At 70.7% G+C, this 24,784-nt stretch carries 18 protein-coding genes; 14 read left to right on the top strand and 4 right to left on the bottom strand.

Going from position 1 to position 24,784, the window contains the following annotated elements; translation table 11 throughout:
• Window positions 1-3: 3 nt before the first annotated feature.
• Genes HNQ52_RS14260 through HNQ52_RS14240 form a run of 5 tightly spaced genes read left to right on the top strand, consistent with a single transcriptional unit; the run spans window position 4 to window position 5,914 of the window.
• Window positions 4-939, top strand: coding sequence for a DUF58 domain-containing protein (locus HNQ52_RS14260; RefSeq protein ID WP_183961839.1), 936 nt, complete (start codon window positions 4-6; stop codon window positions 937-939).
• Entirely contained in the window at window positions 936-1,409 is a 474-nt protein-coding gene (locus tag HNQ52_RS14255; RefSeq protein ID WP_183961838.1) for a DUF4381 domain-containing protein, read from the top strand. Before HNQ52_RS14260 ends, HNQ52_RS14255 begins: the two co-directional genes overlap by 4 nt.
• Entirely contained in the window at window positions 1,348-2,403 is a 1,056-nt protein-coding gene (locus HNQ52_RS14250; RefSeq protein ID WP_425486505.1) for a vWA domain-containing protein, read from the top strand. Before HNQ52_RS14255 ends, HNQ52_RS14250 begins: the two co-directional genes overlap by 62 nt.
• On the top strand, window positions 2,400-4,220 hold the full coding sequence (locus HNQ52_RS14245; protein ID WP_183961836.1) for a VWA domain-containing protein: 1,821 nt from the start codon (window positions 2,400-2,402) through the stop codon (window positions 4,218-4,220). The genes HNQ52_RS14250 and HNQ52_RS14245 overlap by 4 nt, the downstream gene beginning before the upstream one ends.
• A complete protein-coding gene (locus HNQ52_RS14240; protein ID WP_183961835.1) occupies window positions 4,217-5,914 on the top strand; it encodes a BatD family protein in 1,698 nt (565 codons plus the stop codon). The genes HNQ52_RS14245 and HNQ52_RS14240 overlap by 4 nt, the downstream gene beginning before the upstream one ends.
• 216 nt (window positions 5,915-6,130) lie before the next feature.
• Here the strand turns inward: HNQ52_RS14240 and HNQ52_RS14235 are convergent, their stop codons facing one another.
• Entirely contained in the window at window positions 6,131-7,567 is a 1,437-nt protein-coding gene (locus tag HNQ52_RS14235) for an amino acid permease (RefSeq protein WP_183961834.1), read from the bottom strand.
• Window positions 7,568-8,145: 578 nt separating this feature from the next.
• On the opposite strand from HNQ52_RS14235, the gene HNQ52_RS14230 reads away from it, so the two are divergent.
• The 7 genes from HNQ52_RS14230 (at window position 8,146) to HNQ52_RS14200 (ending at window position 19,071) form a co-directional block, all read left to right on the top strand.
• Window positions 8,146-9,477, top strand: a complete 1,332-nt coding sequence (locus HNQ52_RS14230) for a dicarboxylate/amino acid:cation symporter (protein ID WP_183961833.1) — start codon at window positions 8,146-8,148, stop codon at window positions 9,475-9,477.
• Between the two features lie 7 nt (window positions 9,478-9,484).
• Complete coding sequence (locus HNQ52_RS14225; protein ID WP_183961832.1) at window positions 9,485-10,048, top strand: ECF-type sigma factor; 564 nt, start codon at window positions 9,485-9,487, stop codon at window positions 10,046-10,048.
• Window positions 10,045-12,807, top strand: a complete 2,763-nt coding sequence (locus HNQ52_RS14220; RefSeq protein WP_183961831.1) for a serine/threonine-protein kinase — start codon at window positions 10,045-10,047, stop codon at window positions 12,805-12,807. Before HNQ52_RS14225 ends, HNQ52_RS14220 begins: the two co-directional genes overlap by 4 nt.
• A 342-nt stretch (window positions 12,808-13,149) precedes the next feature.
• Entirely contained in the window at window positions 13,150-15,150 is a 2,001-nt protein-coding gene (gene tkt / locus HNQ52_RS14215; RefSeq protein ID WP_183961830.1) for a transketolase, read from the top strand.
• 340 nt (window positions 15,151-15,490) lie between these two features.
• Entirely contained in the window at window positions 15,491-16,195 is a 705-nt protein-coding gene (locus HNQ52_RS14210; RefSeq protein WP_183961829.1) for a TetR/AcrR family transcriptional regulator, read from the top strand.
• Window positions 16,192-17,427 (top strand): MFS transporter, encoded by a 1,236-nt coding sequence (locus tag HNQ52_RS14205; protein ID WP_183961828.1) that lies wholly within the window; start codon window positions 16,192-16,194, stop codon window positions 17,425-17,427. The genes HNQ52_RS14210 and HNQ52_RS14205 overlap by 4 nt, the downstream gene beginning before the upstream one ends.
• 252 nt (window positions 17,428-17,679) lie before the next feature.
• The gene (locus tag HNQ52_RS14200) at window positions 17,680-19,071 is read left to right on the top strand and encodes a hypothetical protein (protein ID WP_183961827.1); all 1,392 of its coding nucleotides are present in this window, start codon (window positions 17,680-17,682) and stop codon (window positions 19,069-19,071) included.
• Window positions 19,072-19,083: 12 nt separating this feature from the next.
• On the opposite strand, the gene HNQ52_RS14195 is transcribed toward HNQ52_RS14200, so the two are convergent.
• On the bottom strand, window positions 19,084-21,075 hold the full coding sequence (locus HNQ52_RS14195; RefSeq protein ID WP_183961826.1) for an acetyl-CoA hydrolase/transferase C-terminal domain-containing protein: 1,992 nt from the start codon (window positions 21,073-21,075) through the stop codon (window positions 19,084-19,086).
• A 115-nt stretch (window positions 21,076-21,190) separates the two neighbouring features.
• On the opposite strand from HNQ52_RS14195, the gene HNQ52_RS14190 reads away from it, so the two are divergent.
• Entirely contained in the window at window positions 21,191-21,559 is a 369-nt protein-coding gene (locus tag HNQ52_RS14190) for a BlaI/MecI/CopY family transcriptional regulator (protein ID WP_183961825.1), read from the top strand.
• The gene (locus HNQ52_RS14185; RefSeq protein WP_183961824.1) at window positions 21,549-23,165 is read left to right on the top strand and encodes a M56 family metallopeptidase; all 1,617 of its coding nucleotides are present in this window, start codon (window positions 21,549-21,551) and stop codon (window positions 23,163-23,165) included. The genes HNQ52_RS14190 and HNQ52_RS14185 overlap by 11 nt, the downstream gene beginning before the upstream one ends.
• Window positions 23,166-23,314: 149 nt before the next feature.
• Here the strand turns inward: HNQ52_RS14185 and HNQ52_RS14180 are convergent, their stop codons facing one another.
• Window positions 23,315-24,109, bottom strand: a complete 795-nt coding sequence (locus HNQ52_RS14180; RefSeq protein WP_183961823.1) for a nucleotidyltransferase domain-containing protein — start codon at window positions 24,107-24,109, stop codon at window positions 23,315-23,317.
• 41 nt (window positions 24,110-24,150) lie between these two features.
• A complete protein-coding gene (gene modC / locus HNQ52_RS14175) occupies window positions 24,151-24,783 on the bottom strand; it encodes a molybdenum ABC transporter ATP-binding protein (protein WP_183961888.1) in 633 nt (210 codons plus the stop codon).
• Window position 24,784 lies beyond the last annotated feature (1 nt).

Raw genomic sequence — 24,784 nt, 5'->3', positions numbered from 1 at the left:
CGCATGATCGTGTCCGGCGTGCATGCGGACCTGCGCGAACTGGTCGCGCTGCGCGCCCGCGCGCGCGAACTGGCGCAGGCCGGCCAGCGACGGAGCGAAAACCGCATGAGCGGCGGACAAAGTTCGCCGTTCCGCGGCCGCGGAATGGAATACGCCGAGTCGCGCCCGTACGCGGCCGGCGACGACGTGCGCCACATCGACTGGCGCGTCACCGCACGCACCGGCCGCACCCACACCAAGCTCTTCCAGCCCGAACGCGAACGCGTCACCGCGCTCGTGTACGACGCCGCGCCGGCGATGGCGTTCGGCACGCGCGCGTGCTTCAAGTCGGTGCAGGCGGCGCGCATCGGCAGCCTGTTGACGTGGCTCGCCTTGTCCGAAGGCGACCGCCTCGCGGCCGGCGAGTGCGGCGGGCGCGGCGAGGTGATCCAGCCGCTCGGCGGCCGGCGCGGCGCGTTGCGCGTACTCGACGGACTCGTGCGCTGGCAGCCGGAGTCGGGCGTGGCCTTGCCTTCGTCCTCGCCCGGCGTCCCGCTGGCGACCACGCTCGACGCGCTCTACCGCGTGTTGCGGCCCGGCAGCCACATCCTGCTGCTGCTCGACGCACGCAGCGTCGACGCGGCCGGCGAACGCTCGCTCGCGCGCCTGCGGGCGCACCACGACCTGGCCGCCTGCGTGCTCGTGGATCCGATCGAAACCACGGCGCCGCGACCGCAGCGCTACCGCGTCAGCGACGGCCGTGACCGCGGCACCCTGCTGCTCGACGCACAGCCCCAGCGCGACCGCTGGCGTGAACATTTCGATGCGCAGCACCGCGATGCGCTCGACCGCCTGCGCCGCGCCGGCGCGCGTGCCCGCCTCGTCGCGACCGACGAGGATCCGGTCGACGCGCTGCGCCAGCTGCTGCGCGGCGCGCCGACGCGCGAGGCGGCCGCATGAATCCGCAGCCCGGCCCGCAGCTGCGCGACATCCACCTGCCCGCCGAGCCCGGCTGGTGGCCGCCGGCGCCGGGCTGGTGGGTGTTCGCGCTGCTGGTGCTGATCGCGCTGGTGCTGCTGTGGCGCGTTTGGTCGCGCCGCCGCCGGCTGGCCCGCGCACGCGCGCGATTGCTGCACGAGCTCGACTCCCTGCTGCAGCGCCACCCGGACAACGCGGCGCGCCTGGCGGAACTGTCGCTGCTGCTGCGCCGCGCCGGCAAGCGTTACGCGCCGCCCGCGCACACGCTGCGCGACGAGGCCTGGCTGCGCTTCCTCGACGCCGACGATCCCGCGCGCCCGTTCAGCACCGGCCCCGGGCGCGTGCTGATCGACGGGCCGTACCGCGCACAGGTCGCGGCGGCCGATGTCGATGCGCTGGCCGGTCTGGTACGCGCGCGGCTGCCGCTTTTCGTGGATCGCGCCGATGTTTGAGTTCGCCTGGCCGCTGGTATTCCTCGCCGTGCCGTTGCCGTGGCTCGCACACAGCCTGCTGCCGCGCGCACCCGAGTCCGCCGGCGCCGCGCTGCGCGTACCGTTCTTCGGCGAGCTGGTCGCGCTCGCGGGCACGGCGGCGGCGCGCGGCGGCGCGCGCAACCTCGTGCTGCCGGCGCTCGCCTGGGTGCTGCTGTGCGTTGCGGCCGCGCGGCCGCAGTGGGTCGGCGAGGCCGAAGCGCTGCCGCAGTCCGGGCGCGATCTGATGCTGGCGGTCGACGTCTCGGGTTCGATGGCGGCCGAGGACATGGAGATCGGCGGGCGCGTCGTCGATCGCCTCAGCGCGGTGAAAGTCGTGGTCGGCGATTTCCTCGCGCGCCGCGTCGGCGATCGCGTCGGCCTGCTGCTGTTCGGGCAGCAGGCCTACCAGGTCACGCCGCTGACCTTCGATCGCCAGAGCGTGCGCTACCAGCTGGAAACCAGCGCCGTGGGCCTGGCCGGACGCGAAACCGCGATCGGCGACGCGATCGGCCTTGCGGTCAAGCGCCTGCGCGAACGTCCTGCGGGCGAGCGCGTGCTGATCCTGCTGACCGACGGCGTCAACACCGCCGGCGAACTGCCGCCGCTGAAGGCCGCCGAACTCGCCGCAAGCGACAGCGTGCGCGTCTACACCGTCGCCATCGGCAGCGAAGGCGGGCGGATGAACCTGCTCGGCCTGTCGATGCCCACGCCCGGCGCGGAGATCGACGAGGACACCCTCACCAAGATCGCCGACACCACCGGCGGCCGCTTCTTCCGCGCGCGCGACACGGGCGAGCTGGCCGGCATCTACGCCGAACTCGACCGGCTGGAACCGGCCGCGCAGGAGGGCGAAACACTGCGCCCGCGCACCGAACTGTTCATGCATCCACTCGCGCTGGTGCTGCTGCTCGCGCTGCTGCCGCTGCTGCCGCGCCCGCGCGGGCGCGACGACGCGGTCGAGGCCGCGCGATGAGCGCCGTGCTGGCCCAGTTCCATTTCCTGCGGCCCGGGTGGCTGCTCGCGCTTGCCGCGCTGCCGTTGCTGCTGTGGTTGTGGCGGCGGCGCCAGCATGCCGAGGATCCGTGGCGGCGCGTGTGCGACGCGCACCTGCTGCCGCACCTGCTCGAACGCGGTCGCGGCACGCGCGGCTGGCTCGCGCCGGCGCTGTTCTCGCTGGCGTTCGTCATCGCGGTTGCCGCGCTCGCGGGGCCGGCATACCGCCAGTTGCCGCAGCCGCTCAGTCGCGCGGATTCCGCGCTGATCGTCGCGATCGACCTGTCCGACACGATGCGCGCCACCGACCTCAAGCCCGACCGCGCCACGCGTGCGCGGTTCAAGCTCACCAGCCTGCTCGGCGCGCGGCGCGAAGGACAGACCGGCCTGATCGCGTTCGGCGGCGATGCCTTCACCGTCGCGCCGCTGACCGACGATGCCGGCTCGCTGCTCGATCTCGCCGGCGCGATGCAGGTCGACATCGTGCCGGTGCGCGGCAAGCGTGCCGACCGCGCCATCGCGCTCGCCACGCGCCTGCTGCGCGATGCCGGCTTCGAATCGGGCGATCTGCTGCTGATCACCGATGCGGTCGAGCCCCGCGCGATCGACGCCGCACGCACCGCGGCCGCGTCCGGGCTGCGCGTGTCCGTGCTCGGCGCCGGGACGGCGCAGGGCGCGCCGGCGCCGTTGCCGGACGGCGGTTTCGTGCCGGATGCCGACGGCGGCATCCTGCTCGCGAAACTCGACGACGCCAGCCTGCGCGCGCTCGCCGACGCCGGCGGCGGACGCTACGCCGCGCTGACCTCCGACGGCAGCGACCTCGCCGCGCTCGGGCTCGACGCCGTCGTCGGCAGCGGTGCGCGCCTGCGCGCGGACGAACGCACCGCGGCGGCGTATCGCGACGAGGGTCCGTGGCTGCTGCTGGCACTGCTGCCGCTGGCCGCGCTCGCATTCCGCCGCGGCTGGCTCGCCTGTCTGGCGCTGCTGTTTGCATTGCCCGCGCCGCAGGCTCAGGCGTTCGAATGGGATGCGCTCTGGAAACGCGACGATCAGCGCGCATGGGACGCCCTGCAGAACGACGATGCCGCCGCCGCGCAGCAACTGGCGCGCGACGCGGCGTTGCGCGGCAGCGCGGCCTACCGCGCCGAAGACTATGCCGCGGCCGAACGCGACTTCGCCCAGCGCAGCGATGCCGACGCGCACTACAACCGCGGCAACGCGCTGGCGAAGGCGGCACGTTACGAGGAGGCGATCGCCGCCTACGACGAAGCGCTCGCCGCGGCGCCCGGCATGGACGACGCCATCGCCAACCGCGCCGCGGTCGAAGCCTTCCTCAAGCAACAGCAACAGGACCAGCAGCAACAGCAGCAGGACGGCGACACATCGCAGCAGCAGGACGGCGAACCGCAGGACGGCCAGCAACCACAGGAGGGCGATCCGCAGCAGGGCGACCCGCAGCAGGACTCGTCCGATTCGAAGGATGGCCAGCAGCAGGAGCAACAAGGCGGCGAGCCGACCGACGACGGCGAGGCGCAGGACGGCGCCGCCCCCACCGACGAACAACAACGCGCCGCCGAAGAACAGTTCGCGCAGCAGATGGAAGACGCACTCAAGGACGGCGAGAAGGCCGACGAGCAGGCCACCGAAGCGCAGGATCCGCGCGAGGCCGAGCGCGACCAGGCCGCCGAGCAATGGCTCCGACGCGTGCCCGACGATCCGGGCGGCCTGCTGCGGCGCAAGTTCGCACTCGAATACCAGCGTCGCCTGCGCGACGGCGAAGGAAACGATCCGCCATGACCCGGCCCCACCCGACGATCGCCCGTTGCCTCCTGCTGTTCGGCCTGCTGCTGCCGCTCCTTGCGCTGGCCGCGCCGCGCGCTTGGCTCGACCGCGACAGCATGCGCATGGGCGAGACCGTCACGCTCAACGTCGAAACCGACATCCGCGGCGAGGAGCCGGATTTCTCCGTGCTCGATCAGAGTTTCCGTCGCCTCGGCACCTCGTCGCAGAGCCAGATCAGCATCGTCAACGGGCAGCAGAGCGCGAAGATGCTATGGGCCATCGCACTGGAACCGCTGCAGGAAGGCGTGATCGGCATTCCCGCGCTGCAGCTCGGCAACGAATCGACCGAACCGCTCACGCTGACCGTGCTGCCGGCGCCGTCCGGCGGCAGCGCGGCCCAGGGCGAAGACGTGTTCATGGAAACCACGGCCGAGCCCGCGGGCCCCTATGTGCAGCAGCAGGTGCGCTACGTGGTGCGGCTGTATTACGCGGTGACCCTGCTCGAAGGCCAGCTCGAGGAACCGAAGGCCGATGCTGGCCAGGTGCGCCGCCTCGGCCAGGACCTGACCTACCAGAAGACCGTCGGCGGGCGCCGCTACAACGTGGTGGAGCGCCGCTACGCGCTCATCCCCGAGGCCAGCGGACGCATCGAGATCGCCGGTCCGCAGTTCCGCGGGCGCGCGTTGCGACCGGGCCAGTACAACTCGATGTTCGGCGGCGGCGTCAACCTGAGCGCACGTGCCGACAAGGTGGCACTGGACGTGCGCGCCCGCCCCGCCGATGCGCCGACGCCGTGGCTGCCGGCGCAGCAGCTCACGCTCACCGACGAAAGCGGCGTGCCGCCGGACGAACTGCGTGTCGGCGAGCCGCTGACACTCACGCTGCGGATGAGCGCGCAGGGCCTGGCGGCCGAACAGCTGCCGGAACTGACGCTGCCGCGCATCGAGGGCGCCGAGGTCTACCCCGATCAGGAAACCACGCAGACGCGCGACGACGGCGAATGGCTGCGCGGCGAGCGCGTGCGCAAGTTCGCGGTGGTGCCGACGCGGGCGGGCCCGATCGAGATCGGCGAGATCGGCATCGACTGGTGGAACACCGCCACCGACCGGCGCGAACGCGCGGTGCTGCCGGCGCGATCGTGGATGGCCGTGGGCGGCAGCGTGTCGCCGGCGACCGCGCCGGACGCGGCGGCATCGCCGGGCATCGGCGACGTTGCGCGTCCGGCGGATGCGGGGCCTGCGACCGGGCCCGTGCCGGGCGATCGTCGCTGGCAGATCGCGACGGCCGTGTTTGCCGTGCTGTGGCTCGTGACGGCGGCGCTGCTGCTGCGTCGTCGCGAACCTCGTGCACCGATGCCGGCCACCCCCGCGCCGCCGCGCCCGATGCCGGACGCGTGGAAGCGCGACCTGCGCGCCGCCGTCGCGGCGTCCGACGCACGCGGCGCGGCGCAGGCGCTGTTGCGCGGCGCACGCAGCGAACGTCCCGATGTGCGCGAACTCGGCGCGCTGGCGGCGGCGTTGGCCGAGGGTGCGCAGCGCGATGCCGTGCTTGCGCTGGAGCGTTCGTTGTATCGGGACGGCGAGGGCGAGAATGTGCTCGCGTTGCTGGAGCGCGTGTTTGCAGCGCATTTCGCGTGGCGTGCGACGTCGGCGACTGCGACGGACACGGGCGTGCTGCCGCCGTTGTACCCGGAACGTCGCGCGAGCTGAGACTGCGGCGGAGCACCCCCTTCCGCCTGCCGGCACCTTCCCCCGCTCCGCGGGAGAAGGAGTCTTCGATGATTGCCAGGCACCAGCGTGACGCCGCAGATCTTCCGCGCAGACATCGAAGAGACCCTTCTCCCGCGTGCGGGGGAAGGTGCCGGCAGGCGGAAGGGGGTGGTCCGAGCCAACAGTCCCCCAATCACGCCATCCCTTCCGAAGAACCTAGCCCCTGCCCGCCAGCTTGCTGTGCCGCATCCCGTAACCGAAATACACCAGCAGCCCCACGCCCATCCACAGCAGGAAGCGCTCCCACGTCACCCACGGCAGGTGCGAGAGCAGCCAGATCGAGAACCCGATGCCGATCAGCGGCACCACCGGCACCCACGGCGTGCGGAAGCCGCGCGGAATCTCCGGGTGCCTGTACCGCAGCACCAGGATCGCGCCGCAGATCACCACGAACGCCGACAGCGCGCCGATGTTCACCAGCATCGCCAGCTCGCCGATCGGCAGCAGGCCCGCGACGACGGCGGTGATCACGCCGAGCGCGATCGTCGGCCGATGCGGCGTGCCGTTTTTCGGATGCACCACGGCAAACCAGCCCGGCAGCAAGCCGTCGCGCGCGAGCGAGAACCAGATCCGTGCCGCCGCCAGCATGAAGGCGAACACCACGCTGATGATGCTCGCCACCGCCGTAGCCGAGATCGCGATGCGCACCCAGGTGAGCCCGAGCGCGCCGAACGCATTCGCCACCGGCGCGTCGTTGTCGAGCGTGGAATAGTGCGCGACGCCCGTCAGCACCATCGAGATCGTCAGGTACAGCAGCATCGAGATGCCGAGCGAGAGCAGGATCGCGCGCGGCAGGTCGCGCTGCGGATTCTTCGCCTCTTCCGCAGCCGTTGTCAGCGTGTCGTAGCCGAACACCGCGAAGAACACCACCGCCGCGGCCGCCACCACGCCGCCGAACCCGTAGCGCGTGACGCCGTCCGGCCCGGTCACTTCGTCCGGAATGAACGGCACCCAGTTGTCCGGATCGATGAAGAACGCGCCCACAACGATGACCAGCGCCACGCCGAACACCTTCACGATCACCGCGATCGTGTTCAGCCGCGCGCCCCATTCGGTACGCTGCGTCAGCAGCCACGCGACGGCGAGCGCCACGCCGGCGGCGATGACGTTGAACACGCGGCCTTCGCCCGAACCCAGTGCGCCCTGCGCCCATACCGGCAGACTGATGCCGAGCGCGCCGAGCAGATTCTGCAGGTAGCCCGACCAGCCGCTCGCCACCGCCGCCACGATCAGCGCGTACTCGAGCAACAGGTCCCAGCCGATCAGCCACGCCACGAACTCGCCGAGCACGGCGTAGCTGTAGGTGTACGCCGATCCGGTCACCGGGATCATGCCGGCGAACTCGGCGTAGCACAGCGCCGCTGCGGCGCTCGCGATCCCGGCGATGATGAAGGCCAGCGCCACCGCCGGCCCCGCATTCACCGCCGCCTGCTGCCCGGCCAGCACGAAGATGCCGACACCGATGATGCCGCCGAGGCCGATGCCGGTGAGCTGCCACACGCCCAGCACGCGGCGCAGCTCGCGCCGCTGGCCCAGTTCGGCCTGAAGCTGCGGAATGGATTTGTGGCGCGTGAGCGTTTGCAGCAGGCCCATGTGATGTGTCCCCGTCGTGATCGACCGCGTGCGATCGATGGTCCGTGATCGATGCCCGGCAAACCGGGATCCCCGCGCGCATTGTGACGCGGATCGAAGGCGCGTGGATCCGGTGCGCGCGCTGCACCGCCCTCGATTCGGCGAATCGCGGGGCTGGTGTAACATCACGAACACTCACGTTCGCTCCGCGTTGCTGCCAATCGCGGCAGCGCCTGCCGTCCTTCTCCTCTCGGGAGAAGGTGCTGCGGCAGCAGCGGATGAGGGGCCGGGTGGAGCGTGGAGGTGGGAATCGTTGCGGGATCGGGCGGAGTACGAGCACGTCATGCAACCTCGCCGGTTCAGGCGGGATCGGGCGTCGAGGTTTCGCCGGACCCTCTCCCCAACCCCTCTCCCGGTGGGAGAGGGGCTTCATGGTCTTGCTCCGCCCGGCGTTGAGGCGGCGCCCCAACCACTCTCCCGGTGAAAGAGTGGCTTCATGGGTTTCGCTTCGCCGGGCATACCAGTGGCCGGATTGCCACATCGCAGCATCGTGTATCGCAACACCGCAACACACCGCCGCTTCGAAGGACAGCACCCGCATGAGCACAGGCACCGGCGGCATTCCGCTGCACATCAAGATGGCCATCGGCTTCGCCGCCGGCCTGCTCCTCGGCCTGGCCGTGCATGCGTTTGCCGGCGATGCGGGCTGGGTGAAGACCTTCACCGACTACGTCACCCAGCCCATCGGACAGGTGTTCCTGCGCCTGCTGTTCATGCTCGTGATCCCGCTGCTGTTCTCGGCGCTGGTGATGGGTGTGGCCGAGATGGGCGACATTCGCGCGCTCGGCCGCATCGGCTGGAAGACGCTGGCGTACACGATCGTCGTCTCGTCGATCGCGGTGGTGATCGGGCTTGCAATGGTGAACGTGTTCCAGCCCGGCGGCGGCGTCGATCCCGCGCTCGCGCAGCGCCTGCTCGCCGACGGCGCCGAGCGCGCGCAGGGCATCGTCGACAGCACCCGCACCACGGCCAGCGGCATGGGACTGCTGATCGGCATCGTGCCGGACAACGTGATCCGCGCCGCGGCCAACAACGACATCCTCGCGGTGATGTTCTTCGCGCTGATGTTCGGCATTGGCCTGGTGATGACGAAGACCAGGGGCGCCGAGCGCATGAAGGGCGTCATCGAAGGCCTGTTCGAGATCTCGATGACGCTGATCAACCTCGTGATCCGCTTCGCGCCGATCGCGGTGGCGTGCCTGGTGTTCAATCTCGCGGCACTGTTCGGCTGGGAACTGTTGCTGCGGCTCGGCGCGTTCGTCGGCGTGGTGGTGGCGGCGCTGGCGATCCATTTCTTCGTCGTCTACTCGGCCGCGCTGTACTTTGCCGGCGGCATGTCGCCGCTGTTTTTCTTCCGCAATTCGCAGGCCGCCATCGTGATGGCATTTTCCACCGCGTCGAGCAACGCCACGCTGCCCACCGCGCTCAAGGTGGCCGACGAAAAACTCGGCCTGCCGCGCCGCGTCGCGCGCTTCGTGCTGACGATCGGCGCCACCGCCAACCAGAACGGCACCGCGCTGTTCGAAGGCGTGACCGTGCTGTTCCTGGCGCAGTTCTTCGGTGTGGACCTCTCGCTCGGACAGCAGGTGGTGGTGATGCTGGTGTGCATCCTCGGCGGCATCGGCACCGCGGGTGTTCCTGCCGGTTCCCTGCCAGTCATCGCGCTGATCTGCGGCATGGTCGGCGTGCCGCCGGAAGGCATCGGCCTGATCCTGGGCGTGGACCGCTTCCTCGACATGTGCCGCACCACGCTCAACGTCACCGGCGACCTCGTGGCTGCGGTGGTGGTGTCGCGCGGCGAGAGCGACACGCCCGACGCGTCCGCCGGCGGCGACGCGACGGTGCCCGACCAGACCGTCGGCGTGGCTTGAGCCCGCGATGCAGCCGAAATCCGACGCCGACCTCACCGGCCTGCTGCACGCCTGGCGCGGCGGCGACAGCAGCGCGCGCGATCGCGTGGTCGAGCAGGTGTACGGCGCGCTGCGCCGCATGGCCGCCTCGCGCATGGGCGACGCCGAGCGTTCGCCCACGCTGCAACCGACCGCGCTCGTGCACGAGGCATTGATGCGCCTGCTCGGCAGCGACGTGGACTGGAACAACCGCTCGCACTTCCTCGCGGTGGCCGCGCTGCAGATGCGCAACATCCTCGTCGACCACGCGCGCGCGCGCCTGGCGGCCAAGCGCGGCGGCGGCGCGGTGATGGTGACGCTGGAGGGCGTCGATTCCGCCCAGCCGCAGCACGAGGCCGATCTGCTCGCGCTGGAACAGGCCCTCGGCCTGCTGGAACAGCGCGATCCGCGCCTGGCACGCGTGATCGAGATGACCTACTTCGGCGGCATGCAGCGCGACGAAATCGCCGACGTGCTGCAGGTGAGCATCGCCACCGTCGACCGCGACCTGCGCTTCGGCCGCGCCTTCCTCGGCAAGCAGCTGAGCGCATGAGCGCCGACGCGCGCTGGGAGCAGGTGCGCGATCTGTTCGACCGCGTCTGTGACCTGCCGCCGCCGCAGCAACGCGCGCGGCTCGAAGCGGACGGCGTGGCGCCGGATCTCGTCGACGAAGTGCTGGCGCTGTGCAACGCCGATACGGTCGGCGCGCGCGTGCTCGGCCCGGTGCTCGGCATGCTCGACACGCTCGCGCCGGAACTGCCGCCGGGATCGCGACTTGGCCCGTGGCGCATCGTCTCGACGCTCGCCGAAGGCGGCATGGGCCGCGTCTATCTCGCCGATCGCGACGACGGCCAGTACCGCCAGCGCGTCGCGATCAAGCTGCTGCGCACCACCACCGGTGCCGACGCCGAGCAGTATTTCCTGCGCGAACGGCAGATCCTCGCCGATCTGCAGCATCCGGGCATCGCGCGCCTGGTCGATGGCGGCGTCAGCGAGGACGGCACGCCGTACCTCGTGATGGAATACATCGACGGCCAGCGCATCGATGTCTGGTGCGAAAGTCACAGGCTCGACCTGCCCGCGCGCCTGCGCCTGTTCGCCGATGTCTGCCGCACCGTGCAGTTCGCCCACGCACACTTGGTGCTGCATTGCGACCTGAAGCCATCCAACATCCTGGTGCGCGACGGCGTGCCGGTGCTGCTGGATTTCGGCATCGCGCGCCTCATCGGCGACGTGCCCGAGGCGCACGGCGCCGGCTACATGACCCCGCGCTACGCCAGCCCCGAGCAGCGCGCGGGCCAGCCGATGAGCACGGCCAGCGACATCTACAGCCTGGGCCTGATCCTCGACGAGCTGCTCGCGCCGTCGCCGGCGACGCCCGAGCCGACCGCCGCCGTGCACGCCACGCGCCCCACCAGCGCGAGGGCGGCGCGCGACGGCGTGCGCTGGGCCGGGCGCCTGCGCGGCGACCTCGACGCCATCGTGCGCCACGCCACGGCCAGGGAACCGGCGCAGCGCTACGCCAGCGCCGGCCTCATCGCCGAGGACATCGAGCGCTGGTTCGGCCACTTCCCGCTGCGCGCGCGCGCGAAGGCCGGCGGCATGCTCTATCGCGGTTCGCGCCTGCTGCGCCGACGCTGGCCGGTGGCCGCGTTCGGCGTGCTGATGCTGCTGATGGCCGGCGTCTTCACCTGGCGCCTGGTCGAGCAGCGCGACCGCGCGCTCGCGGCCGAACGCATCGCCCTCGAACAGACTGCCGCGGCCGAACAGGTGATCGGGTTCCTCACCGGCATCTTCGAGGAAGCCGATCCCGAAGCCGGCGCCAATCCGGACATCACCGCGCGCGAACTGCTCGACCGCGGCCGCGCCCAGCTCGGCGACGCGCTCGCGCAGCAGCCGCAGCTGCGCCGCCGCATGCTGCTGGTGCTGGGCGACATCTACGACAACATCGGCCTGCCGGCGCTCGCGCTCGACCTGTTCCACGAAGCCGGCGCGCTCGGCGTCGGCAGCGGCGACGCCGTGCAGGCAGCCGCGCTGCAGGATCGCATTGCGCAGTCGCTGCTGTGGAACAACCGCGGCGCCGAGGCTGAAACCGCCGCGCGCGCCGCGCTGGCGTACGTGCAGGCGAACAGACTGCCGGCCCGCGTCGAAGGCAATGCATGGAACTCGCTCGGCATGATCCTGCAGGACATCGGTCGCCAGGACGAGGCCCGAGCCGCGCTCGAGCATGCGCTGGTGCTCCGCCGCAGCGCACCCGATGCGACGCCCGTGGAAATTTCGTCGACCCTGCACAACCTGGGCATGGTCGCGCGCGAGCAGGACCGCCTGTCCGACGCCGAGGCGCTTTTGCAGCAGTCGCTCGCCTCGAAGGACGCCAGCGTCGGCGAAACCCATCCGCGCACGCTCAACACGCTCACCCAGCTTGCGCGCGTGCAGCGCGAGCAGGGCAAGCTCGTCGATGCGGAAACCAATCTGCGTCGCGTCCTCGACCTGCGCAAGCAGGTGCACGGCTTCGATTCGCCGCGCGTGGCCGCGAGCGAAAACGACCTCGGCTCCGTGGTGCACGACCTCGGCCGCTTCGCGGAAGCCGCGCAGCACTACCAGCGAGCGATCGAGATCGACGAAAAACATCTGGGTCGCGATTCGGCCGAACTCGCCGCGCCGCTCAACAACCTCGCCTCGGCCTGGGACGACAGCGGCGACTACGCGCGCGCAGTGCCGCTGTTCGAGCGCTCGCTCGCCTTGCGCATCGCGAATGCGGCTGGCGCAGACTCGCCCGCAGTGGCCCGCGCGCATGCGAATTTCGCACGCGTGCTGTCGCGTCTGGGTCGACACGACGAAGCGCTGGCGCAATGGCGGCTCGGCAACGCGATGTGGGCGCGCGTGCACACCGCACCCAACAGCGCGCATCTCATCGTCGCGCTCAACGGCGGCAACATCGCGCTCGCGCGGGGCGACGTGGCGGAGGCGAAGCGCCTGCTGGCGCAGGCACGGACGCTCGATGCGACGCTGAAAGAAGTGTTCCCCCTGGTACGTGCCAACGTCGACCGCCTCGACGGCCGCATCGCGCAGGCCGAAGGGCGCAATGCCGACGCGGCGGCCGCGTTCGACCGGTTCATTGCGGTGATGCAGGAAACCTTTCCTGCCGATCATCCATTCCTTGCCGAAGCCCGGCTCGAACGCCTCGATGTGGATGCCCGCACGCCCACGCCCGCGCAACTCGACGCGCTGGCCGGGCCGCTGGAACGCGAACTGGTGGCCACGCATCCGGCGCGGGTGCGGCTGGGCGAGCTGCGCAGGAGTGCGGGGTAACCGCCCTCGGCAATACGCGTCCTGCGCGGGCTCCGGAACGACCCCCTTCCGCCTGCCGGCACCTTCCCCCGCAGGCGGGAGAAGGGATGCTCCGATGCGACATCCGACGGCCGACGGCCGACGGCCGAAGACGCCGTCGGCTCTCAACGCCTGTTGAGGAAGTCCTTCTACCGCTTGCGGGGGAAGGTGCCGGCAGGCGGAAGGGGGGCACGGCGACATCCCGCCACGCCCACGAATCCATCCGCATTCCGGCGCGACAACGCCGCCCCCGCGATGGGACAATACCCGTCCGCCCGCCGCTCCGCGCCGGACGCTCTTCCCCATCTCCAGACGACGCCCCCCATGACGACGCCGAGCCGCCGCGACCTCGCCAATGCCATCCGTTTCCTCGCCGCCGACGCCGTGGAAGCGGCAAAAAGCGGCCACCCCGGCATGCCGATGGGCATGGCCGACATCGCCGAAGTGCTGTGGAACGATTTCCTGCGCCACAACCCGCGCAATCCGCGCTGGGCCAACCGCGACCGTTTCGTGCTCTCCAACGGCCACGGCTCGATGCTGCTGTACGCGCTGCTGCACCTGTCCGGCTACGACCTGCCGATCGACGAACTCAAGCGCTTCCGCCAGCTGCACTCGAAAACCGCGGGTCATCCGGAGGCGTCCGAGACCCCCGGCGTCGAGACCACCACCGGCCCGCTCGGCCAGGGGCTGGCCAACGCGGTCGGGTTTGCGCTGGCAGAAAAAATGCTCGCGCGCCGCTTCAACCGCGACGGCTTCGAGATCGTCGACCACCACACCTGGGTCTTCCTCGGCGACGGCTGCCTGATGGAAGGCATCTCGCACGAGGCCTGCTCGCTGGCCGGCACGCTCAAGCTCGACAAGCTGATCGCGCTGTACGACGACAACGGCATCTCGATCGACGGCGATGTCAGCGGCTGGTTCACCGACGACACGCCCAGGCGCTTCGAAGCCTACGGCTGGCAGGTCATCCGCAACGTCAACGGCCACGATCCGGTCGAAATCGGACAGGCCATCAAGACCGCGCAGAAAGCCTCCGGCAAGCCGACGCTGATCTGCTGCAAGACGCAGATCGGCTACGGCTCGCCGAACAAGGCCGGCAAGGAGTCCTCGCACGGCGCGCCGCTGGGCAAGGACGAACTCGCGCTGACGCGCAGCGGGCTTGCGTGGACGCACGCACCGTTCGAGACGCCCGAGGCGATCGCACAGCGCTGGGACGCCACCGCGCGCGGCGCCGAGGCCGAGCGCGCGTGGACCTCGCTGTTCGACGCCTACGCCGCGCAGCATCCGGAGCTGGCCGACGAGTTCCACCGGCGCATGCGCGGCGAACTTCCCGCGTCGTGGGACGACGCGAGCTGGGCCTACGTGCGCAAGCTGCAGGTCGACGGCCTCACCGTGGCCTCGCGCAAGGCGTCGCAGATGGCGCTCGATGCGTTCGCGCCGCTGCTGCCGGAGCTCGTCGGCGGCTCGGCGGATCTGGCGCACTCCAACCTCACGCTGTGGAAAGGCTCCAGGAGCGTCGCGCAGGAAAGTCCAGACGCCAACTACATCCACTACGGCGTGCGCGAATTCGGCATGAGCGCCATCGCCAACGGTCTCGCGCTGCATGGTGGCTTTGTGCCGTACGACGCCACCTTCCTCGTCTTCAGCGACTACTCGCGCAACGCGCTGCGCATGAGCGCGCTGATCCCGGCGCATGCCATCCACGTCTTCACGCACGACTCGATCGGCCTGGGCGAGGACGGCCCCACGCACCAGCCGGTGGAACACCTGGCGAGCCTGCGCTACATCCCGAACAACTCGGTGTGGCGTCCCTGCGATGCGGTGGAAAGCGCCGTGGCGTGGAAGGTCGCCATCGAAACCCGCACCGGCCCGACGTGCCTGGTCTTCAGCCGCCAGAACCTGCAGCACCAGCACCGCACCGAGCAGCAGGTGCAGGACATCGCACGTGGCGGCTATGTGCTCATGGATCCGGCGGACGGCACGTTCGACCTCATCCTCATCGCCACCGGCTCGGAGGTGGAGCTCGCGATGCAGGCGGCACGCCAGCTGTCGGACGCCGGCACGAAGGTGCGCGTGGTCTCGATGCCCAACAGCAACATGTTCGATCGCCAGCCGCTGGAATGGCGCGAAGGCGTGCTGCCGTCGTGGTGCCGCAAACGCATCGCGATCGAAGCCGGCGTCACCGACTACTGGTGCAAGTACGTGGGACTCGATGGCGCGGTGGTCGGCATCGACACGTTCGGCGCGTCGGCGCCGGCCGAGGTGCTGTTCAAGCACTTCGGCATCACGGTGGAACGCGTGGTGGAGCTCGCGCGCGCACTCTGATTCGGCTGCCCGGCGGCACGCCCGCTCGTCTCGCCCGCGCTGAAGCCCCTCTCCCTCCGGGAGAGGGGATGGGGTGAGGGTCCGGTAGGCCTCGGTGCAGGACACCGAGAAACTCTCTTCGAAGCCATTGCCTGTTTTTCCCTGCGCAGCCGAGCAAACGCTCAAGCCTCAAATGGCCAAGGCACGGAAAGTCAGGCGACTTGCCATCTCTGCGCAATCCCCCACGCCTCAGCATCCCGAACCCTCTCCCCAACCCCTCTCCCGGAGGGAGAGGGGCTCAAGCGCAGTTGAGCATTGCAGGCCTTGCACCCGCGCTGATCCGAATTTAGTATCGATCGGTATGAAAATCACCGAGCCACCCGCCACCCGCGGTCGCCCGCGCAACGTCGCTCCCGACGCCGCGCTCGACGCCGCGCTCCAAGTCTTCTGGAAACACGGCTTCGAAGGCACCTCGCTGCCCGATCTCACCGCCGCCACCGGCATGCAGCGTCCCAGCCTGTACGCCACCTTCGGCAACAAGGAGTCCCTCTATCTGCGCGTGCTCGACCATTACGTCGACCGCCACATGGCCTTCACCCGCAACGCGCTGCTGCTGCCGACCGCGCACGACGTCATCGCCGCGCTGCTCGACGGCTACGCCCGCCTCGTCACCACGCCCGGTTGCCCGCGCGGGTGCTTTGCCGTCAACGGCGCGCTGGCCTGCAGCGACGGCGCCAGCGGCGTGCAGGAGGAGCTCGTGAAACGTCGCCGCGCCCGGCTTGCCACGCTGACCAAACGCTTCGAGCGTGCCGCCGCCGCAGGCGAGCTGCAGCGCGGGACCGCGCCTGCAGAGCTCGCACGCAGCATCATGGCGCTCGGCCAGGGCATGGCCGTGCAGGCCGCTGCCGGCGCATCGCGCGCCGAATTGCTGCGCCTGGCCGCCTTCACCACGAGACAACTGCACGGGGCGCTGCGCGAGCCTGCTTCCGGCGCGAGGGCGAAGGGCACGCGTGCCCGCCGTGCTGCTCCGTCGCGCGCCGCCACGCCGCGCGAGGGGATCGCATGAACGCGTCCGCGCAGCCCGGCGCCGCGCCGGCCGTTCCGGCACGCGTTTTCCTCGTCGTCGCCGCCGCCGCGGCCGTGCTGATGGTGACGATGGGTGCGCGCCAGTCGCTCGGCCTGTTCGTCGCGCCGATCCAGGACAGCAGCGGGCTCGGTCTTGCGGCGATCAGTCTCGCGCTCGCCGTCGGCCAGCTGATGTGGGGCGTGGCGCAGCCGATCGCGGGCGCCATCGCGGACCGGCACGGTCCCGCGCGTGTGCTCGCCGGGGGCATCGTCATCCTCGCGCTCGGCAGCGCGGTGACGCCGTTCATGGGCGGCACGTTCGGCTTCATCGTGTCGCTGGGGCTGCTGTCGGCCATCGGTTCCGGCGCCGGCAGCTTCGCCGTGCTGATCGGCGCGGCCGCGCAGCATCTGACGCCGCAGCAGCGCGGCCAGGCCGCGGGCGTGATCAATGCGGGCGGCTCGTTCGGGCAGTTCGTGTTCGCGCCGCTGCTGCAGAAGCTGATCGCACTGCTCGGCTGGGCCGGGGCGATGTGGTCGCTGGCGGCGATCACGCTGGCGTCGCTGCCGCTGGTGCGGCCGCTGCGCGGCATGCCGCGCGCGGCGCCCGCCGTCGGCGCGCCGGCCGAACTCACGCTGCGCCAGAGCGTCGCACAGGCAATGGGCGATCGCAGCTACCTGCTGCTGCATGCGGGGTTCTTCACCTGCGGCTTCCACATCGCGTTCCTGGTCACGCACCTGCCGGGCGAGGTGGCGCTGTGCGGGCTGTCCCCGCAGGTCGCGGGCTGGTCGCTGGCGATCATCGGGCTGTCGAATATCGTGGGCAGCCTTGCGGCCGGCTGGGCCACGGCGCGCGTCCGCAGCAAGTACATTCTGGCGTGGATGTACGCCTCGCGCGCGCTGCTGATCGTGCTCTACCTGCTCGCGCCGCCGACGCCACTGACGTTTTATCTTTTCGCCGCCGGTCTCGGCGCCACCTGGCTCGCGACGGTGCCGCCCACCGCCGGCATCGTCGGCAAGCTCTACGGTCCGCGCTACCTCGCCACGCTGTTCGGGCTCACGCTGCTGTCGCACCAGGTCGGCGGATTTTTCGGCGCCTTCCTCGGCGGGCTGGCGATGACGCGCTACGGCAACTACGACCTGATGTGGTACGCCGACATCGCGCTCGCGCTGTTCGCCGCGCTGTGCAATCTGCCGATCCGCGAGGCGCGCATGGTGCGGGTGCAGCCCGCGTGAGCTGAGCCGACCCTGCGCGCAAGCGCAGGGACTTCGCGTCGTCGACGCCGAGTGCCGCGTCGGCGGCCACCCCCGCGATCGCGGGGTGCCACGCGCGCGCCATCGAGGGCAGCATGCCGCTGCGGCCACGAAGCCGGAACAGGGGCGACACCTATGGATCGGAACACGCGCGCAGGCGCCATCGCACTGGCCGCATGCCTGGCCGCGTCCGGATCGGTCCAAGCCGGCGTCACGCCACGGCTCGAGGTGCAGATGGGGCCGCCGCCGACGCTCGACAGCGGCACCTTCGGTGCCAACGGCGAAAACGGGATCGGCTTCACCTTCACCCTGCTCAATGCGTCGGAGCTCGATGATCTCACCGCGCAGGGCCCTTTCACGCTGCGCGTCGAGCTGCCTCCGGGGGTGAGTTACGCCGGCATGAACGGCGGCCTCTGGACTTGCGTCGCCGCGGGCCAGTCGGTGGAATGCAGCTATCCCGCCGATCTCACCTACTGGAACTGGGGATCGAGCGGCATGTCCGTCCACATCGACACCGCGCCCGGCATTCCGATCCCCGGCGCCGGGCTTGTTCGCGCGACGCTCGAAAGCGCCGAAGTCCCGTTGCCCGATCCCGTGGTGTGCGAGGACGTGCCGGTCTACAACATGGCCACCTCCGACACCGGCTGCGTCGAGCGCAGCATCCCGCACCGGCGTTCGCAGGTGGAGTTCTCGCAGGCCTTCTGGAGCCACTGGACGCAGCCGTTCACCGCCGGCGGGCAGGGCTCGATCAACATGGGCTTCCGCAACACCGGCTACGGCCAGAACAACGGCCCGGTGGTCGTCGATGTGCAGCTGCCGCCCGGCATCACGCGCTACGGCGGTGGCGGTAGTCCGCCGTTCGACTGCGTGAACGAGGCGCCGGACGCACAGGGCCAGCGCGTGCGCTGCACCACCGCGTACTTCTACGACGGCCAGGACCAGCAGACGGCGGGCCTGCAGTTCCTTGTCGACATCGCCGACGACATCGCCATCCCCGGCCCGCATCCGGTGGTCGCCACCGTGCACAACGCGCAGCAGCCGGCGCGCGACCTGTCCACCTGCGTCGACACGCCGATGCCGGTGGGCTGCGGATACTACGGAGCGATCCAGACCCAGGCCATGCCGCAACCGAAGCTCGAATTCCTATCCGTGCAGCATCTACCCGGTGCGGCGGTGCACCGGCTCACCGAAACCACGGTGCAGCCGAGCTTCGCCAACGCCGGCGACGGCAGCGCGGGTGCGATGACGCTGCGCGTGTCGGCGCCGGCCGGTTTCGCCTACGACCGCGCCACCGCGTCGCCGCCCGCCACCTGCAGCGCCAGCGGCAGCGCGGCCGCTGGCCAGACCGTCATCTGCGAGTATCCGCAGGGGCTGCCGCCGAGCGTCACGGGCTACAGCGGCGTGGCCAACCTCGTGTTCGACGTGCTGGCCGACGCGCCGGCCGAAGGCCGCTTCGTGTTCGCGATCGGCGACACGCTGCAGCCGGGGCCGAGCCTCGCGGCCTGCGTGGCGAATGCGCAGCAGGACGGCTGCATCGAGTACTTCGTGCCGGTGTCGCCGTGGTTGTTCTGCGACGGCTTCGAGGACCTGCCGCACGCGTGCGGCGAACGCCAGCGCGTGCAGTGACGCGGAGCGCGCCTACGACCGTGCGCGATCGCGCGTCCGCGCCAGCGCAAGGCGCACGAGACCCGCGCTCAGGTGCTCGCGCCAGCCGGTCGGACGATCAAGCGCCATGCGCCGCATCGCTTCGTCGTCCGCATCGCGCGATGACGCACGCAGCGCGGCCCACAGGGTCGACAGCATCCCGCCCCGCGTCGCGGTGTTTCGCTTCAGCCAGCCGAGCGCACGCGCGAGGTGCTGTTCCACCGGGGTGAAGTCGCTGCCGAGCGGATAGTCCGGCAGCAGGCCTGCGGCGCGGAACGGAGCCAGCGTGGCGCGCAGTGCGGCGGCGGTGTTGCGGCCCGGGGTCGGCGTCGGCGTGTCGGTCGCCAGTTTCCCGGCCTGCAGCGCCTGCGCGCGCAGGCCCGGAGCGCAGGCGGAATCGGCGATGCGGAGCATGGCGGCGATGCAATCCTCGTCGCACATCCCGCGCAGGTCCGCGATGCCGTACTCGGTGATGCAGATGTCGCGCAGATGCCGCGGAATCGTGGTGTGTCCGTAGTTCCACACGATGTTCGAGCGCAGCGTGCCGCCGGAGGTGCGAGTCGCGCGCAGCATCAATACCGAGCGCGCATCGTCGAGCGCGTGCGCCATCGCCACGAAGTTGTACTGGCCGCCGACGCCCGACACCACCTGGCCGTCGTCGAGCGCATCGGACACCGCCGCGCCGAGCGCGGTGGCCATCATGCAGGTGTTAAAGAAACGCGCGTCGCGCCGCTGCAGCGCCTCGAGTTCCTGGTTGAGCCCATAGAGTTCGTTGATGTGCGAGATGCGCGTCATGCCGATGGCGCGCGCGGTGTCCGGCGGCAGGCCGCGCAGCCAGGCGTAGAAATCGTGCGAGCCGAGGAAGAAGCCGCCGTGCAGGAACTGCCCGTCACGCGCCAGCAGCGCATCGTCCTCGGCGGTCGTGGCGCCCGCGTTGGCGCGGCGCATGACGCCGATGTCGTCGACCACACGCCGTTTCACGATGCCGGCATCGACCAGGTGCGCGAATCCGTCCATCAGCATCTCGCTGGCGCCGTAAAGGCCGAGCACGAACGGATCGAGCCCGCCCTCGTCGCGTACCAGCGCCGAGGTTTCCACCTCGGGCCACAACGCCCGCAGCAGCGCGCGGTAGTCGGCGTTGCGCGTGTGGCGCAGCAGCAGGGCGTGGGTGAGCGCATCGGACAACGCGCCGATGCCGATCTGCAGCGTGCCGCCGTCGCGCACGAGGGTGCTCGCGTACAGGCCGATCGCGAATTCGGCGTCGGCCACCGGCTGCCGCGGCAGCGCGAACAGGCGCGGCGCGGGCACGGCTGGCTCGAGCACGATGTCGAAGAAGCCGCGCGCCACCAGCGCGGCACCGCCGAGGAACGGCAGGTCCGGGTGTACCTCGGCGAGCAGCAGCGGACGCGCGCCGCCGAGGCGTTCGATGTGGTCGAGCAGGTCCAGCGTCAGGTCCGGATTGCAGCTCAGGCTCAGCTGCGATCCGTCCGGCGACGCGGCCACCAGGTGCACGATCGCATGCGGCACGCGCTTGGCCACCGCGCGTGCCACGTGGGTGTAGTTGAGACTGTTGTAGCGGCGCTGCGCGTCCGGCTTGCCGAGCAGTCCGCCGGACTGCAGATAGAACTCCTCGATGGCCACGTGTGCCGGCAGCGTGCCGTTGCGCTGGGCGATCGCGTAGTCGAGCGCGGGAAAGTCCTCGCCGAAATGCCGATCGAGAAACGGCTGCAGAAACCGCCGTTCGAGGTCCGACGCAGGCGACGGCGGCGTCAGCGACAGCGCCGTCATCAGCGTCATCGGCCGCGAGGGATCCGCCGCGATGCGCGCATACAGCGCGTTGAGGATGCGATGCGATTTCCCGAGCCCGAGCGGCGCGGCAACGCGCAGCTCGCCGTGGCCGCCGCCACAGGCGAGCAGGCGGTCCACGGCATGGTCGAGCAGTGCGTCGATGCGGGCGGGGAGCGAGTGGAGGCGGTCGGCAGGCATGGCGCGAGTATCGCACCGGCGTCGCCGGTCTCGGCGGTCCGCCGCGAGAGGGCTTGCATTCCGGATGTTTACGCGCGTAATCTTATTTCGTCTACAAACGTAAACGGTGGCACCGGTGCAGATCAGCGAAGCCGAAAGCGCGGTGATGGAGGTGCTCTGGCGCAGGCGCAGCGCGTATGCCGACGACGTCGTTGCGGCGTTGTCGCAAACGCGCGACTGGCAGGAAGCGACGATCAAGACGCTGCTCAACCGCCTGCTGAAGAAGGGTGCCGTGGCCGCGGAAAAGGACGGACGCCGCTACCGCTACAGCGCAGTGCTGCAGCGCGACGACTGGCAGCAGCGCGAAGCCGACAGCCTGGTGGATCGCCTGTTTGGCGGTCGCATCGCGCCCCTCGTCGCCCAGTTCTCCGAACGCAACCGGCTGTCCAGGCGCGACATCGCCGAACTCAAGCGCCTGATCGAGGAGCTCGACAATGGCCGCTGACCTGCTGCAGATATTGTGGAACGCCACGCTCGCGCTGACGATCGCACTGGTGCTGGTCTTGCTGATGCGCGTGCCGCTGCGGCGGCTCGGCGGCGCAGCCGTGCTGCGCTGGCCCTGGGCCGCCGTGCCGCTCGCGCCGGCCGCGGCGCTGCTGCCGGCGCGAACGCTCGAACCGGCGGTGGTGCAGGCGCCGGCACTTCACGCGTCATTCGACGCGATGCCGTCGGTGGCGTCGGCTGCGGGCGGCGCAATCGAGGGGTGGAGCATCTGGTTGCTCGCAGCATGGGCGGTGGGGTCGGCCGCGTGCGCACTGCTCTGCGTGCGGCAGCAGCGGCGTTTCGAGCGCCTGCTCGGCGGCCTGCAGCACGCGGACGACGGCACCTGGCGCGCGCAGTCGTGCGTGGGCACGCCGGCGCTGCTCGGCGTGCTGTCGCCGCGCATCGTGTTGCCGGCCGACTTCGACGAACGCTTCACGCCGATCGAGCGCGAACTTGCGCTGGCGCACGAACGCGCGCATCGCGACGCTCGCGACACCCGAATCGCGGCCATCGCTGCGACGCTGCGCTGCGTGTTCTGGTTTCACCCGCTGGTGCACGTGGCCGCGCGCTGTCTGCGGCTCGATCTTGAATACGCTTGCGATGCGACGGTGCTCGCCGCGCATCCGCAGCATCGCCGCAGTTACGCCGAGGCACTGGTGAAGGCACAGCCTGGGCCACTGCTGCCTCTTGGCTGCCATTGGGATGCGGGGCGGCCGCTGCTGGCGCGTGTGCGGCAGCTGGCGGCGCCATTGCCCGGCGCGAAACGCCTGGGCGTGGCGCGCGCTGTCGCGGCATTGCTGGTACTGCTCGCGACAACGACGGCGTGGGCATTGCAGCCGGGCGTGCCGACCGATGGCGACGCGCGCTGGATTGAAGCGCACGTGAGCCTGAAACCGAGGGCGGACTTTGGCGTCTCGTCGCCGGCCGCCGCCGAGCCCGCGCGCGTCATCGTGCGCAGCGGCGGCACGTTCGCGGTGCGCATGGGCGAGGACGGCGCGATCTGGGAAGTGACGGGCGTGCCCAGGTTCGACGGCACGGGCCGCATTCACCTCGACGTGCAGTTGCTACGTGGCGGCGAACTGGAAATGTCCTCGTCGGACTCCATCGCGCCAGGACAGACGCTGGCGCTGCGCAGCGCGGCGGCCGACGACGGTGTCGGCGCCACCGCGACGATCACCGTCTGGCCTGCAAGGGACGCTGCCGTGCCGCGGGAGCAGGAGCCGGCCACGCGCGTCACCGGTCGCATGCGGATCGGTGTCGACGGGCGGGGCGACACCTCGTTCTTCGATCATGGCGTCGACGAGGAACGGGAAGCCCATGTTGCGGATGCAGGCGGGCTGCGCGTGTTCTATCGGGTCACGGCGCTGAGCGCGACGCAGGCGACGATCGCCTTCCGCATCGAGCAGCGACGTGACGATGGATCGACGTTCATCCTCTCCACGCCGACGCTGGTGGTGGAGCGTGGCACCGATGCCGGCCTCCGCATCGACGTCCCGGCCGACAGCCTGAAGGGAGCCGCGACGGCGGCACGGCAGCTCGATGCGCGGCTGACGATCGATCCGGCCTGATGCTCTGTCCGCGCAGCGACGCGTGACCTCAAGCACGGTGACTGCGGCGGCGTCTTGCTTCCGGTTCTTCTCCGTGACTGCGGTTGACGGAAGACTCGCCAGACGCAGAGAGGTTGGCACGAGACCGGCGTGGGCACCGGCTCCGAAGCTCACCCGATCTCGTCGAGATAGCCCATCACGGCACGTTCCGCGTCGTCGCGGAACACGAGCCGGGCGAGAGTGCCGCGCAGATCGAGATAACAGGCCACGCACTGCTGCAAGGCGTCGATGCACGAATCGCGCGAATGCGTCGCCAGCGTCGACTGCATCCAGGCCGCCATGTCCGGCGCCGCCTGCTCGATCCGTCGCACGCCCGAGGGACGGGCGCCAGCGTGCTGCAACGCAAGCGGGCCGAGGACCGTACTGCGCAGATACGCCAGCATCGCGATCGCGTCGAACAACTCGCCGCGCGCGATCTTCGTGCCGGCGTAGTGCACCCAGATCCAGAACCGGTCCTCGATCCACTGCGCGTCCGGCGCCGGATAGCGCGCTTCGCCGGTCGCGAGCGTGGCGGCGAGTCGACCCTCGCGGTCGAACAGCACCACCGGATCCTCGACCCGCTGCGCCGCATCCGGCAGCGCGACGAACTTGAGGTCGACATGCAGCAGCGGCGTCGTGTCGTACAGCGCGATCAGCAGGCGCGGCTCGCCGACATGTTCGCCGGTGAAGGCCGCGAGCAGCGGCCCGAGCGTGGCCGCGATGGCCTGCCGCTCGTGCATCACGGTCTCGGCCCGTGCCGGTTCGATCGCCACGACGAGGTCGAGATCGCTGTGCTCGTCCATCGTGTCGGTGATGTACGAGCCGCCCGCGGCGACGCCGACGATGCGCGCATCGTTCGCCAGCCGCGGCAGTGCCTGCGCCAGGAAGGCGGCGTGGACGGCGGGCAGCGTGGCGGGGGCGGACATGGCGACACCGGTCGACCGACGAGGGGTTGCCCAGTGTCGCCTCAGCGCAGCGCAGCGTCGAGCGCCAGCACGGTGTCGGCCATGCGTCGCACCTCGTCGGCGACATGGCTGACGTAGATCATCGGCAGTCCGCTGTCGTCGCGCACGCGCTGCAGGTACGGGATCAGCTCCTCGCGGCGCGCCTGGTCCAGGCTCGCGAGCGGTTCGTCGAGCAGCAGCAGGTCGGGTTGCGACAACAATGCGCGGCCGATGGCGACGCGCTGCGCCTCGCCGCCGGACAGGTTCACCGTGCGCCGCGCGAGCAACGGCGCGATGCCGAGCAGCGCCACCACGTCGTCGAAGGCGAAGCGCGGCGTGCGGTCCTTCGCGAAGCGCGCGCCGTAGCCGAGGTTGGCGCGCACGGCAAGATGCGGAAACAGGCGCGCATCCTGGAACACGAAGCCGATGTGGCGGCGGTGCGCGGGCAGGTCGATGCGTTCGGCGCTGTCGAACAGCGTGCGCCCGGCGACGGCGATGCGGCCTGCGCGCGGGCGCAGCAGGCCGGCGATGGCCTGCAGAAGCGAGGTTTTGCCCGCGCCCGAGACACCGGTGAGCGCGAGCACGCGCGCATCGCTTTGCACCTGCACCTGACGGCGGAAATCGCCGCGCGCGAGCGACACGTCGATGTCGAACACC

Source organism: Chiayiivirga flava (genome assembly GCF_014202825.1).
Lineage (GTDB): Bacteria > Pseudomonadota > Gammaproteobacteria > Xanthomonadales > Xanthomonadaceae > Chiayiivirga > Chiayiivirga flava.
The sequence above is the reverse complement of the archived record's forward strand: the minus strand, read 5'-3'. Positions and strand labels throughout refer to the sequence as shown.